Origin of the sequence: Streptomyces sp. JH34, from assembly GCF_029428875.1 — a bacterium.
GTDB lineage: Bacteria > Actinomycetota > Actinomycetes > Streptomycetales > Streptomycetaceae > Streptomyces.
The window spans coordinates 1,025,662-1,038,909 of record NZ_JAJSOO010000001.1; the positions used below are offsets into that span (position 1 = coordinate 1,025,662).

Sequence of the window (13,248 nt, forward strand, 5' to 3'; positions counted from 1 at the left end):
GAGGCTCCTGTCATCGGAGTTCATCGAGGGCTGCTGCGAAAATGCTCAGCGCCCGGGCGACGTGCGGCAATTTCAAGGGCTCCACCGCAGTGAGGGACTCCATCTGCTGCTCCGGGGTTGAGCCGAGCAGCGGTCCGGTACCCAGTCGTACCCGCAGCGCTCCCAGTTCGTCCCCGAACCGGTGCCCGCCGGGAGCCGGGGCGCCGATACGTTTCGTCAGGTAGTCCTCGAGCTCCATGGAGTCCGTGACGCCTCGCGCCGCGAGCCGTGCGCGCAGCGGGCCGAGGTCGGCGTAGAGGTGGCGACCGGCCTGCGGCGGCCTGGCGAGGGCGCCCACGGTGAGCACCGCGCGGTGCGCGGCGGAGGCGACCTGGGCCTGGAGACGCGCCGCCTGCCGGATCCGCTCCGTGACGGCGTCGGGTTCGTGCAGGGCGTGGGCGGCGGCCCTGGCCACCGGCTCCGCGACGAGGGCGCCGAGTGCGGTGAGGATGTCGAGCACGCGGGCGCGGCGCGCCGCGGCGCGCGCGGTGGCCGGGAAGCGCGCGACGGCGACCGGCCAGGCGGACGGGGTGAGGGCTCCGGCGAGGTCGGACAGGACGGTGACGTCGTCGGGACACATCTCCGCGGGGCTGAGCATGACGGTGTCGTGGGGCCGGTGGAGGGTGTCCCGCCAGGTCTCGTCGCTGATGACGTGCAGGCCCTCGGAGACGGCGGCCTCGCAGGCCTCGCGGACCAGTTCGGGCGGGGCGAGGGTCGCGGTCGGGTCGTCGGCCACGGAGATCAGGAGCAGCCGGGGCCGGCCGCCCTCGGCACGGACCCTGCGCACCGTCTCCAGCAGGGCGTACGGGTCGGGGATGCCGCCGCACTCGGCGGGTGTCGGCACGTGGTAGGCGGGCCGGCCCAGCAGCCGTGCCTGCGGCATCCATGTGGCGGGGCACGGCCGGGGCATGAGCACGTCGCCTCCGTACGCGGCGATCAGCGCGAGCAGGAGGGACTGGACGCCCGGGGCCGCCGCGACGTCCCCGGGGCCACCGTGCAGGCCGCGCCGCTCCCAGTAGGCAGTGGCCGCCTCCCGCAGGATCGTTCCGCCACCAGGAGGCTCGGGCAGCGTCCGCGCGGCCGACGCGGCCAGTACGGCGGCCAGCTCGGGCAGCACGGGGAGTCCGGGGTCCGGTGCGGGCGGCCCGTACCTGACGGGTCCGTGGTCCTCCCCGAGGGGGCGGGGCGGCTCCCGCTCGCTCCAGTGCATCCCGGGGCCTCCCTCCGCCTGCGTCGCCCTCAGGCCCCTTTATACGGAGGTTCCCCGCCTTCCGCCCCCGGACCGGCGCCGGAAGGCGGCAGAATCACGCACTCCGGCGCCCCGCCGGGACGGCCGCTCGGCGTCCCGGCCGCTCACCCCGCGAACGGCGTCCCCGGCAGCCCCTGACCCAGGTCCGGGAGCACGAGCAGGGAGCCCGACAGCGGGTGGGGTGCGTCCAGGCCCGTCCGGGCGGTGGACACGTAGAGGTCGCGGAGCCCGGACCCGCCGAACGCGCACGCCGTGGGCCTCCGGACCGGCAGTTCCACGACCAGGTCCGGCCGGCCGTCGGGGGTGTAGCGCCGGATCGCCGCGCCGTCCCAGAAGGCGACCCACACGCAGCCCTCGGCGTCCACCGTCAGCCCGTCGGGCCACCCCGGGCCGTCCTCGACGGTGACGAAGGGGCGCCGGTTCAGGACGCGCTCCCCGTCCACGTCGAAGACGTCGACGCGGCGCGTGGGGGTGTCGACGTAGTACATGAGCCGGCCGTCCGGACTCCATCCGGTGCCGTTGCTCACCGTCACCGCGTCCAGGACCGGGCTCACCGTGCCGTGCGGGGCGATCCGGGCCAGGGTGCCGCCCCCCTCCGCCTCGTCGTAGCGCATCGTGCCCGCCCAGAGCGAGCCGTCCGGCGCCACGGCGGCGTCGTTGCCGCGCCGCCCGGGGACGGGGTCGTGGACCAGCCAGGAGAAGGCACCGTCGGCGCCGTACAGTCCGATGCCGTCCCGCAGCGCGACGACGAGGCCGCCGCCCTCCCGTGGCTTCGCGGCCCCCACGTGCTGCCCGGTGGCCATCACGGTGCGGCGGCCGGTCGACGGGTCGTAGGTGTGCACCCGGGCGGAGAGGATGTCGACCCAGATCAGCCGTCCCGCCGCCGCGTCCCAGGTGGGGCCCTCACCCAGCTCCGCCGTCTCGCGCACGGCCACCTCGGGGGCGGCCCTCACATCTGCCCCCGGTGGTGTCCGAGCCGGCCGGACAGCGCGTCCGCGCCCCCCGCCGCGAGCTGTGCGAGTTCCGCCTCACGCTCCTCGCTCCAGCGGATCATCGGCACCGAGATGGAGAGCGCGGCGACGACGCGTCCCGACCGGTCCCGTACGGGGGCGGCCACACAGCTCACGTCCGGGTTCGACTCGCGGTGCTCGACCGCTATGCCGCGCTTGCGGACGACGGCGAGCGCGGCCCGCAGCTCCACGGCGTCGGTGAGGCTGTTGTCGGTCATGGCGACGAGCTCGCGCCCGTCCAGACGGGCGTCGAGCTCCGCCTCCGGGAGGGCGGCGAGCAGCAGCTTGCCGACGGAGGTGCAGTGGGCGGGCAGCTTGCGGCCCGCGGCGGAGACCATGCGCACGGCGTGCGTGGAGTCCACCTTGGCGATGTAGATGACCTCGGTGTCCTCCAGGATCGCCACGTGGACCGTCTCGCCGCAGGTCTCGGCGACCTCACGGGCCACCTGCTGGCCCTCGGCGGCGAGGTCGAGCTGTTCGGCGTAACGGCTGCCGAGCTGGTAGGTGCGCACACCCAGCCGGTAGCGGCCCGGCTGTTCCGGGACCGTGACCAGGTAGGACCGCGCGGCGAGCGTGGTGAGCAGCTCGTGGACGGTGGTCCGCGGCAGTTGGAGCTTGCGGGTGACCTCGGGGGCGGAGAGGGTTCCCTCACCCTGGAGGAAGAGTTCGAGAACATCCAGCGCCCTGGTCACCGCAGGGACGAGTCGCCCCATGATCGCCCACCAATCTCGTTCGACACTCCGGCCAATGACCGGAATCACGAACGCAGGCTAACGGGCCGGATCTTGTCGGGGCAACGCCTCAGCTGCGACGAGCCGGGAAGGGCGACGGGAATTCGACACACTTCATCCGATTCACGCGGTTCGACCGGTGTGCGACGGACCTCACCGTGCGCGCCTCCTGGTTCACCGACCGGTCGCAGGGTATTCGCTGTCCCATGTCGACACAGAGTGGTCCCTTCTCCCCCGGCTTCTGGCGCACCCGGTTCCTGCAGCGCGATGTCGCCGCGTTCCAGGGCGTGGCCGAGAGACACTGGCCCGGCGCCGACGCCGTCCTGCCCCGGCTGAGCCGCAGCGCCAACCACGGGCTGCTGTGGTTCGGAGCCGCCGCGGGCATGGCGGCGCTGGGCTCCAGCGCACGGTCCCGTAGGGCGGCCCTGCGCGGGGTCGCCTCGCTGGCGGTCGCCTCGGCCGCGATCAACACCGTGGGCAAGCAGGCGGTGCGCAGGGAGCGCCCGATACTGGACATGGTCCCGGTCATGAGGCAGCTGAAGCGTCAGCCGTTCACCACCTCCTTCCCGTCGGGGCACGCGGCTTCCGCGGCGGCCTTCGCGACGGGGGTCGCCCTGGAGTCGAAGGGCTGGGGCGCGGTCGTCGCGCCCGTGGCCGCCGCCGTGGCCGCCTCCCGCGTCTACACCGGGGTCCACTATCCGAGCGATGTGGTGGCCGGTGCGGCGCTCGGGGTCGGCGCGGCGTTCGCACTGCGAGGTGTCGTCCCGACCCGCGGGCAGCTGCCGGCGCCGGGCCGGCCGCGGTCCGGGGCTCCGGTACTGCCCGCCGGCAAGGACCTCGTGGTGGTCGTCAACCGCGAGTCCGGCTCCGCGACGAACGCGGCAGCCCTGATCCGCGACGCGCTGCCGCTCGCGGAGACGGTGGAGTGCGCGCCCGCCGACCTGCGGGGATGCCTGGAGGAGGCGGCCCGCCAGGGCAAGGCCCTGGGTGTCTGCGGGGGCGACGGAACCGTCAACATGGCGGCGGCCGCCGCGGCGACCCACAACGTCCCGCTCGCGGTGTTCCCCGGCGGCACCCTGAACCACTTCGCCTACGACCTCGGCATCGAGACCGTGCAGGACACCGTGACGGCCCTCACCGCCGGCGACGCGGTCCGGGTCGACCTCGGCCGCTTCCTGCCGGGACCGGAGGGACCGGACGGGGCGCCCGGCTACTTCCTCAACGCCTTCAGCCTGGGTGTGTACCCGGAGCTCGTGCGGACCCGGGAGCACTGGGCACCCAGGATCGGCGGCTGGCCCGCCGGGGTACTTGCGGCCTTCGAGGCCCTGCGCGGCTCCCGCCCCCTGACCGCCGAACTCCAGGGCAGGCGACGGCCGCTGTGGCTCCTCTTCGTCGGCAACGGGCTGTTCCAGAGGGTGGGGCCGGCCCCGGGCCGCCGCCACAACCTGGCGGACGGACTGCTGGACGTCCGCGTGGTGCACGGAGGCCGCACCCCCGGCCTCCGGCTGCTCGCCGCGGCCGTCGCCGGACCACTGAGCCGGTCCCCCGTCCACGCCGCCGTACGGCGCAGCAGGGTCCGGCTCGCAGGGCTCACACCCGGCACTCCGTACGCGTTCGACGGCGAAGTGGCGCACTCCGGGACGGAGTTGCTGATCGACAAACTGCCCGAGGCGCTGACGGTGTACTGCCCGATGCCCGTGTAGCGCTCTCACATAACGAGATACCTGTCTCAGGATCCGACATCGCGGCGTACCGTCGGCGCCATCGCCCGCGACTGAGGTCCGAGAGAGGACGTACAGCCATGCCGAAGGAAACCGCCGTCTACACACACGGCCACCACGAGTCGGTGCTGCGCTCGCACCGGTGGCGGACCGCCGCCAACTCGGCGGCGTACCTGGTCCCCGAGCTCCGTCCGGGGCAGACGGTCCTGGACGTGGGCTGTGGCCCGGGCACCATCACCGCGGACATCGCCGCGCTGGTGGCGCCCGGGCGGGTGAGTGCCGTCGACCCGAGCCGCGACGCCCTCGACCGCGCGGCGGAGACCGCCGCGGAACACGGCCTGGACAACGTGGAGTTCGCCACCGCCGATGTCCACGCCCTGGACTTCCCGGACGACTCCTTCGACGTCGTGCACGCCCACCAGGTGCTCCAGCACGTGGGTGATCCGGTACAGGCGCTGCGCGAGATGCGGCGGGTCTGCCGGCCGGGTGGCGTCGTCGCGGCCCGCGACAGCGACTACGCGGCCATGACCTGGTACCCGGAGGTGCCCGGGATGCGCGAGTGGCAGGACCTGTACGGCCGGGTGGCCCGCGCCAACGGCGGGGAGCCCGACGCCGGACGCCGCCTGCTGTCCTGGGCCCGGCGGGCGGGCTTCACCGACATCACCCCGACCGCGGCGGCCTGGTGCTTCGCCACACCGGAGGACCGCGCCTGGTGGAGCGGCCTGTGGGCGGAGCGTACGACGGCGTCGGTGTACGCGAGGCCGGCGGTGGACGGCGGCCACGCGAGCGCGGAGGAGCTGGCGGCGGTCTCGGACGCCTGGCGCGCGTGGGGCGAGGAGCCCGACGCGTGGTTCATGGTGCCCCACGGCGAGGTTCTCTGCCGCGCGTGATCAGGCGACGGGGGCGGCGGCGGGGAACCGATCACATCCGGGCGGGTCGGCAACTACCCTCGTGGGCATGGAGATCCTGGGAACCACGCTGCGCATCTGTGTCGACGACCTGGAGACCTCGGTGGCCTTCTACGAGGGCCTGACCGGCACTCCGGCGCTGCGCTTCGAGCGCGGCGGGGTCTCGGTGGCCGCGATCGGCTGCTTCCTGCTGATGAGCGGGCCGGAGGCGGAGCTGGAGGTGCTGCGCAAGGTGTCGGCGACCATCGCGGTCAAGGACGTCGACGAGGCGCACGCGGCGCTCACCAGGGTGGGCGCCAAGGTCGTCGCGGGCCCGCTGCCCACCCCGGCGGGCCGCAATCTGATCGCCCTGCACCCGGACGGCTCGGTCTTCGAGTACGTCGACCGGAACGTGCCCGCCTGACCGTTCAGGCGAGCAGCGACATGACCCGGTCGCCGAGTTCACGTGTGGCCTGTTCGCCGTCGAGCCGTACGGTCCCTCCCCCGAGCCGGCCGGCGGCGGCCACGCACCGGGGCACCTGCGCCTTGCACCAGGCGCGGGCCCGTTCGTCGCGTGCGGGATCACCGGGGCAGAGGACCCGTGCTTCGAGCCTCGCCTCCAGGACGGGCGCGGGCACATCGAGAAAGAAATGGTGTGCCGTAACCCCGGCGGCCCTCAGGGCCCCGAAGATCTCGTCGGCGTACCGGGGATCGACCAGGGTCATCGGGACGAGGACCGGGCGCGCGTACTCGCGCACTAGGCCGACCGCCATGTCCGCGACCTGCCTACGCCACAGAGGCAGGTCCTGGAAGTCGCCGGTCGGCACCTCCACGATCTCCCGCAGGACGAAGCCCGTCTGCTCGGGGTCGTAGACGAGCGCGTCGGGCATCCTCCCGCGGAGTTCCTCGACGAGCGTCGTCTTGCCGCTGCCGAAGGCGCCGTTCACCCAGATGATCACCGGCCCTCCCCGCCGTTCTCCGGTTCGGCGAAGGCGTCGAGGACCACACGCCTGCGCATGCGCTCCATCCTCACCCTCCTGGCGCGCCCACGTCCCCTGTTCGGGGAAGTCGCCCGGTGCCCGGGCCGGCCGGCCCGGGCACGCACGGACGCCATGGGTGTCAGCCGCGCGTCCTGGCCGCGCACTCGGTCACGACGGTGCGGAGACTGTCCGAATCCGCGAGCAGTTCCCGCTGGACCCGCGCGCCCGTACCCCGTCCCAGCAGGGTCCGCAGCGCGGCCTCCGCCGACGCGAGGTCCCCGCTGTCCTCCAGCGCCTCACGGACGTGGTCGAGCAGGGCGTGCGCGACGTCGGCGGCCGGTTCGGGACGCCTGGTGACCGGATGGATCAGTTGTCCCTCCGTACCCGAGCGCGCGGCCTGCCAGTCGGCCATGCGCAGCACGCTCGCCGCGACCGGGTCCGGCGGGTCCCCGGCCCGCCAGGCGCGTGACGCCGTTTCGACCAGGCCCCGGGCGAGCGTGGCCAGCAGCACGGTGTCCGCCGGATCGAGGCACACGTCTGCCACCCTGAATTCCACCGTGGGATACCGGTGCGAGAGCCGGGCGTCGAAGTAGATCATTCCCTTGTCGCGCAGGACTCCCGTGCCGACCAGTTCCCCGACCTGCGCGTGGTAGCGGTCGGCCGAGCCGAACAGCTCCACCGGGCCGGCCGAGGGCCAGCGGCCCCAGACCCTGCTCCGGTAGCTGCCGTAGGAGGTGTCCTTCCCCTGCCAGAAGGGGGAGTTGGCGCTCAGGGCCAGCAGAGCCGGGAGCCAGGGCCGTACCCGGTCCAGCACCGCGACGCCCTCCTCGTCCGAATCCACCGACACGTGCACATGACAGCCGCAGGTCAGCTGCTCCTGTGCGGTCAGGCCGAAACGCCGGGCCAGCCACCGGTGCCGTTCGTCCTGCCCTATGGAGGGGCTGACGGGCAGCGGAGAGGTCGCCAGGGCCGCGACGGCGGCGCCCGCCTCGGCCGCGCTGTCCGCCGCCTCGGCACGCCAGCGCCGTATCTCCTCCGCCAGGTCCGCCATCGCAGTGCGCGGCTCGGTGGCGAACTCGACCTGCTGATCATGCAGTTCGGGCTCGAACACGGAGTCGCCCTCGGCGCGGCGTTCCGCGAGGGCCAGCACCGCCGTGGACAGTGCCCGGGGATCGCCGCTTCCCGCGTCCACGAGCAGGAGCTCCTCCTCGACACCGACAGTCCGCACGTTCATGTCCTCTCCGCCGTCCACAGTCGTCCGCCACGCCCCTGGGGCGTGATGAGACGCGCGTACCCCCGGCGCCGCCTTTCAGGCTGCCGCACAGGCCACGGACGTGCGGAGAACGGCCGGGGGGGGGACGAGCGGTCCTCCCCTACCTCGAGGACCGCCTGCGGAACAGGTAGGCCCCGCAGAGCGCACCCGCCACGAAGACGCCGAGGAGGGCGGCCCAGAGCGGCATCGTGACCTTCGGGATGATCACGCGGATGGTGACCTCGGTGGTGTTCACGCAGATGAAGACGATCGTCAGCACGGCCAGGAGGGTGACGGCGATGCGGGCGGGGCTGAAGGCGCCCGTGCTCCCGCCGGATACGTCCTTGGGACTCATGGGCGGCCCTTTCGCTGGGTCCTGGGGTCCGGGGCGGGAACGGCGGTCCCCAGCCCCCAGGATCGCTCCGTCACGGACTCGATGAGCTGCGGAGCAGGGCCGTACGGGTGACGGTCAGCCGACCACGGGGAGCTCCAGGACTCCGGTGTCCTGCGGAGCGCTGACCACGGTGACGGGTTTGACGCCCCGGTTCCCGAAGTACGCCGTGTCGCTCCCGGCGATCACGAACCGCAGCCGGTGCCCGGCCTCGTACCGGTGGACGATGCCGGGCAGCTCCACGGTGAAGGGGCGGGTGACGTCGGGAACGCGTACCGGGGCGACCAGGCGGTTGACGAGCTTCTGGGTCCCGTCGGGCGCCACGTCGTACACCTTGGCGAAGAGCACGAGCTTGTCCGCGGCGTCACCGCTGTTCTGGACCCGTTCCGTCTTCGGGGACACGACCTTCAAGGTGGCCTTCGGCGCGCCGACGACGTCCACCGGCGCGGTCAGCGGGGCGCTCGTCCAGCCCAGGTAGGTGCCCTTGGTGTCGTACGGCGCCGGGTCGGACAGGCCGATGATCCCGGCGAGGGAGCTCTCGGAGTGGCTGGTGGGCAGCAGCCAGTTGGTGTACTGGCGGCTGCCGCGGGCCACCTCCGAGCGGCTGTCCACGAGGGCGCCGTCGCCGGAGAGGTACATCGTGCGGGAGGGGGCGGGCACGGAGCCCGCGGTGCCGTAGCCGCTCGCCCAGTCCCGGTAGTAGGCGAACTCGGGTCCGGTGGAGGTCTCCTCGTCGTGGTGGAGGTAGCGGTCGAACCAGTCGAGGATGCGCTGCCCGACGTAACTGGACTCCAGATCACCCGTGGAGAGGTCGAGTTCGCCGGGCACCTGACCGCCGCTGTGGCCCCACGCCTGCCAGATCATCTTCGCCGTCGTGCCCTGGGACCTGAGCGCCCGGTAGGTGGCGGTGGCCTCGTCGAGGTTGAACAGGCTGTCGGCCTGGCCCTGGACGAGGAGCGTGGGAGCGGTGACACCGGAGAGGTAGGAGGCGGGTGAGACGCTCCGCGCGTACGTCAGCATCTCCTGGGTCGCGGCGGCCGGGTAGCTGCCGGAGTTCAGGAGGCGGATGGTGTCGCAGGCCCGCGCGGCGAAGTGGAGGCAGCCGAGGCTGCCGAAGCGCGACGGGTCGAGACTCGGGACCAGCAGGGGCTGACCCTCGCCCATCAGGTAGAAGCCGTTGGTCCACTGCCATTTGAAGACGCCGGGGGTGTCGGAGGAGACACCCCGCGTCGCCCCGGTGGCGTTGGGGGCGAGCGAGTACCCCAGGTCGTTCCACGTGATCAGGGGGACGAGCGCGTCGACGCGCCGGTCGGCGGAGGCGGTCGCCAGCTGGATCGCTCCGCCGTACGAACCGCCGATCATCCCGACCACCGGGTCGCCGGGTCCGTCGGAGGTGACGAAGTCGGCCTTGGTGCCGTCGTCGGCGGCGCGGGTCCCCGCGAGGAAGTCGACGAGGCCGGAGGCCGCCCTGCCGTCGATCGCGGGGTCGTCGAGCGTGATGAGGCAGCCGGACCCGCCGAACCCCAGGCCCGAGTAGACGAGGCCGACGTAGCCGCGTTCGGCGAAGGCCTTGCCGATGACGTCGGTCGAGCCGTCGGACTTGCTGCCCCCGAAGCCGTTGGTGGCGAGGACGGCCGGGGCCGGGTGCCGCGCGTCGACACCGGTGGGCCTGTAGAGATCGGCGTCCACCGTGCAGGACCGGTCACCGGCCCGCACGGTGAACTCCAGCGCGGTGACGCTGTATCCGCCGGTCGCTGCGGCCGGCGGCGCACCGGTCAGGGCGAGTGGGGCGATGAGTGCCGCCCCGGCGAGCACGGTGAGTGGACGGCGGAATCTGGATACGGCTCGCGACACATGGACCTCCACACCGAGGACACCTTACCGACCGGTAAGTACCGGGCCCGGCCCATGCTGTGACACAGCTCATACCTCTGTCAACGTACGGGGGCCGAGTCTCCCGGGAAGATCCGGCGCGGTCCTGCGGCCGCCGTCGCGTCAGATCAGCGCCGGCACCTGGGAGGTGAGGGTGCACCGGCTGCCGTCGGCGGGCGCGTCCAGCACCGCGGGCACCCCGAGCGGGACGGTGAGCGCCGTGGGGCCGTGGCCGAAGCCCAACTCCTCGACCACCGGGATCCCGAGACCGCCGAGCCGGTCGACGAGTACGGCCCGTATCCCCTCGTAGGGTCCGCAGGCCTCCCACGAGCCGCAGACCACACCGGACAGCCCGTCCAGGGCGCCGATGCGCAGCAGCCGGGTGAGGATGCCGTCGAGCCGGTACGGCTCCTCCCCGGTGTCCTCGATCACCAGCAGCCCGCCCCGGGCCGAGGCCCGGGCGCCCGGGGTTCCGGCGTCGGCGGCGAGCAGGCTCACACAGCCGCCGAAGGTGATCCCCCACGCCGTACCGGGGACCAGCGCCGCCGCCGTGTCCAGGCCCAGGGTGAGCACCGATTCGGGTGCGAACAGGGTGGACCGCAGGCTGTCCTGCGTGGCCTCGTCCTTCAGGAAGGCCTCGGTGGCGACCATAGGGCCGTGCAGCGTGGCGAATCCGGCCCGAAGGGCGAACGCCTCGTGCAGCACGGTGATGTCGCTGTACCCGACGAACGCCTTGGGCCCGGCCGCCCGTATCGCGGACCAGTCCAGGAGATCGACCATGCGGTGCGCGCCGTACCCTCCCCTGGCGCACAGCACGGCGTCCACGCCCGGATCGCACCAGGCCTCCTGGAGGTCCCGGGCGCGGTCCTCGTCCGTACCGGCGAGGTGGCCGAGCCGCGGGTGCGTGTCGAGCGCGTGAGGGGTCGCGAAGGGATCCAGGCCCCATCCCCGCAGGAGGTCGAGGCCGCGTTCGAGCCGCTCGGCCGGCACGGGGCCGCTGGGGGCGACGACCGCGACCCGGGCGCCGGGCCGCAGCCGGGCCGGGCGTGCGAGCGGTTCCAGGGTCACTTCTTCAACTCCAGCCGGGGCACGTCGAGGCGCTCGATGCCGAACGTCTGTGCATACAGGGAGAGTTCGGCCTCCAGGGCGCGCTTCACCGTCTCGGCCCTGCGGAACCCGTGCCCCTCACCCTCGAAGCTGATGTAGGCGTGGGGGATGCCGCGCCCCTCGATCGCGGTGAGGAAGCGCTCGCACTGGACGGGTGGGCAGATCGGGTCGTCGAGTCCCTGGAGCAGCAGGAACGGCGCGGTCAGCCTGTCGGTGTGGTTGACGGGTGAGCGCTCCCGGTAGCGCTCGGGCACCTCGGCGTAGGGGCCGACGAGCGATTCCAGGTACTGCGATTCGAAGTCGTGCGTCTCACCGGTCGCCCAGCCCTCCAGGTCGAGGATCGGGTAGCTGATCGCCCCGCAGGCGTACACGTCGGTCCGGGTGAGGGAGGCGGCGGTGGTCCAGCCCCCGGCGCTTCCGCCCCGGATCGCCAGCCGGCCCCGGTCGGCCGAACCCTCCTCGGCCAGGCCCAGCGCGACGGCCGCGCAGTCCTCCACGTCGACGACGCCCCACTCCTCGCGGAGCCGTTCGCGGTAGGCGCGGCCGTAGCCGGTCGAGCCGCCGTAGTCGACCTCGGCGACGCCGATGCCCCGGGAGGTGAAGTAGGCGATCTCCAGGTCGAGTACGAGCGGGGTGCGGCCGGTGGGACCGCCGTGCGCCCAGATGACGTAGGGCGGCAGTTCGCCCTCGGGGCCCGTGCGGTCGGGGTGGCGCGGGGGGTACACGTGGGCGTGGATCTCCCGGCCGCCCGGTCCGGTGAAGGTGCGGATCACCGGTTCGGGGTGGTAGGCGGGGTCGACGGCGTCCTCGTGGGGCGCGCCGATGGTCCGGGTGTGCCCGGTGGCCGTGTCCAGCTCCACCACCTCGTACGAGGTGTGGGGGCTCGCGGCGATTCCGATGACCCTGGTGTCCTGCACGGCGAGCGTCTCGGCCCACGCGGTCCAGGGGCCGACGGCGTCGACCAGTTCACCGGTCTCGGGGTCGAGCACACCGAGCGCCGTGGTGCCCCGGCCGTGGATGACCGCGATGAGCCCGTTGTCCAGGAGCTGGAACCAGCGCAGGCCGATCCTCCACAACGGCCCGCCGAACTCCTCGTTCCTGACCGCGCAGAGCCGGCTGGTGGGGACGACCGCGTCGGCGACGGCGTCCGGCCTGATCCGCTGGAGCTCCCACCAGCCTCCGACGTCCGAGACGAAGAGCAGCGAGCCGTCGCGGTCCCACTCCACCTGGACGACGGACTCGTCGACGTCGCCGACCAGAGGGCGGACCCCGGTGAAGGTGCCGTCGGCGGTGACGTCTGCCATCTTCACGACGGTGCCGTCCCACGGCATCTGCGGGTGGTCCCACGCGATCCAGGCGACGCGGCCGCCGTCGTGCGACAGCCGGGGGCCGGTGACGAACCGGTTCCGGTCGTCGGTGAGTTCACGTACGGCTCCGCGATCGGCGGCGGCCGAACCGTCCAGTGGCACGGCGGCGATCACCCGGCGCACATCGGTGGGCGACTCCCCCGTGAACTCCTCCAGTACGCACCACACTTCACCGTGTGCGAGCTGCAACTGCGGGTCCACCCAGCGCAGTCCGCCGCCGATGTCGGACACGGGGGTGAGCGGCCACGGTTCGTCGGGCCCGTCCGGCGCGTAGGCGTACATCCGCTGGTCGGGGAAGTGGACGAAGACGACCAGCGGTCCGCCCTCCTCACGCGGGGCGCCCGCCCACGGCATTCCGCCGTACTCGATGACGCGGCTGCGCGGGTTCCACGGTGCGGGGAGCACGGACCCGGTGCCGCCGTCCGCGCGGCGGCGCACGAGGGCGCGGCGGCCGCCTTCGGCGGGGCGGGGTTCCGTCCACCACACCTCGTCGCCGACGGTGCCGACGAATTCCGGCTTGCCGTCCTGCGCGGCGGTCAGCGCCGCGTCGACCGGTGACGGCCACGTGCCGTACGCCTCTGTGGACACCATGATCGATTCCCCCCTCTTGGTTCTGACAGTGCGGTTCAGCGAGTGGTGCGG

The 13,248-nt window shown here is 73.2% G+C and carries 12 protein-coding genes; 3 read left to right on the forward strand and 9 right to left on the reverse strand.

Annotation, left to right across the window (positions count from 1 at the left end; translation table 11 throughout):
- Positions 1-10: 10 nt before the first annotated feature.
- The 3 genes from LWJ43_RS04710 to LWJ43_RS04720 all read right to left on the reverse strand — a co-directional run bounded on the left by LWJ43_RS04710 (position 11) and on the right by LWJ43_RS04720 (position 3,011).
- Positions 11-1,249 carry an aminotransferase class I/II-fold pyridoxal phosphate-dependent enzyme gene (locus LWJ43_RS04710; RefSeq protein ID WP_277331010.1) on the reverse strand — a complete coding sequence of 413 codons (1,239 nt, stop codon included), beginning with the start codon at positions 1,247-1,249 and terminating at the stop codon, positions 11-13.
- Positions 1,250-1,392: 143 nt separating this feature from the next.
- Positions 1,393-2,217, reverse strand: a complete 825-nt coding sequence (locus LWJ43_RS04715) for an SMP-30/gluconolactonase/LRE family protein (protein WP_385455368.1) — start codon at positions 2,215-2,217, stop codon at positions 1,393-1,395.
- A gap of 20 nt (positions 2,218-2,237) precedes the next feature.
- Positions 2,238-3,011: an IclR family transcriptional regulator gene (locus LWJ43_RS04720; protein ID WP_277331012.1), complete on the reverse strand. Its 774-nt coding sequence runs from the start codon at positions 3,009-3,011 to the stop codon at positions 2,238-2,240.
- A 224-nt stretch (positions 3,012-3,235) separates the two neighbouring features.
- Here LWJ43_RS04720 and LWJ43_RS04725 point away from each other — a divergent pair, with 224 nt between their 5' ends.
- The 3 genes from LWJ43_RS04725 to LWJ43_RS04735 all read left to right on the forward strand — a co-directional run bounded on the left by LWJ43_RS04725 (position 3,236) and on the right by LWJ43_RS04735 (position 6,061).
- A complete protein-coding gene (locus LWJ43_RS04725) occupies positions 3,236-4,732 on the forward strand; it encodes a bifunctional phosphatase PAP2/diacylglycerol kinase family protein (RefSeq protein ID WP_277331013.1) in 1,497 nt (498 codons plus the stop codon).
- Positions 4,733-4,830: 98 nt separating this feature from the next.
- Complete coding sequence (locus LWJ43_RS04730; protein ID WP_277331014.1) at positions 4,831-5,640, forward strand: methyltransferase domain-containing protein; 810 nt, start codon at positions 4,831-4,833, stop codon at positions 5,638-5,640.
- A 67-nt stretch (positions 5,641-5,707) separates the two neighbouring features.
- Positions 5,708-6,061 carry a VOC family protein gene (locus tag LWJ43_RS04735; RefSeq protein ID WP_277331015.1) on the forward strand — a complete coding sequence of 118 codons (354 nt, stop codon included), beginning with the start codon at positions 5,708-5,710 and terminating at the stop codon, positions 6,059-6,061.
- A 4-nt stretch (positions 6,062-6,065) separates the two neighbouring features.
- Here the strand turns inward: LWJ43_RS04735 and LWJ43_RS04740 are convergent, their stop codons facing one another.
- The 6 genes from LWJ43_RS04740 to LWJ43_RS04765 all read right to left on the reverse strand — a co-directional run bounded on the left by LWJ43_RS04740 (position 6,066) and on the right by LWJ43_RS04765 (position 13,197).
- Positions 6,066-6,596 carry a P-loop nucleotide/nucleoside kinase family protein gene (locus tag LWJ43_RS04740; RefSeq protein WP_277331016.1) on the reverse strand — a complete coding sequence of 177 codons (531 nt, stop codon included), beginning with the start codon at positions 6,594-6,596 and terminating at the stop codon, positions 6,066-6,068.
- 160 nt (positions 6,597-6,756) lie between these two features.
- Positions 6,757-7,851: a glutamate--cysteine ligase 2 gene (locus tag LWJ43_RS04745; protein ID WP_277331017.1), complete on the reverse strand. Its 1,095-nt coding sequence runs from the start codon at positions 7,849-7,851 to the stop codon at positions 6,757-6,759.
- Between the two features lie 139 nt (positions 7,852-7,990).
- Complete coding sequence (locus LWJ43_RS04750; protein ID WP_277331018.1) at positions 7,991-8,224, reverse strand: LapA family protein; 234 nt, start codon at positions 8,222-8,224, stop codon at positions 7,991-7,993.
- 114 nt (positions 8,225-8,338) lie between these two features.
- Positions 8,339-10,114: a CocE/NonD family hydrolase gene (locus tag LWJ43_RS04755; RefSeq protein WP_277331019.1), complete on the reverse strand. Its 1,776-nt coding sequence runs from the start codon at positions 10,112-10,114 to the stop codon at positions 8,339-8,341.
- A 141-nt stretch (positions 10,115-10,255) separates the two neighbouring features.
- Positions 10,256-11,200, reverse strand: a complete 945-nt coding sequence (locus LWJ43_RS04760) for a S66 peptidase family protein (protein WP_277331020.1) — start codon at positions 11,198-11,200, stop codon at positions 10,256-10,258.
- Complete coding sequence (locus LWJ43_RS04765) at positions 11,197-13,197, reverse strand: S9 family peptidase (protein WP_277331021.1); 2,001 nt, start codon at positions 13,195-13,197, stop codon at positions 11,197-11,199. Before LWJ43_RS04765 ends, LWJ43_RS04760 begins: the two co-directional genes overlap by 4 nt.
- Positions 13,198-13,248 lie beyond the last annotated feature (51 nt).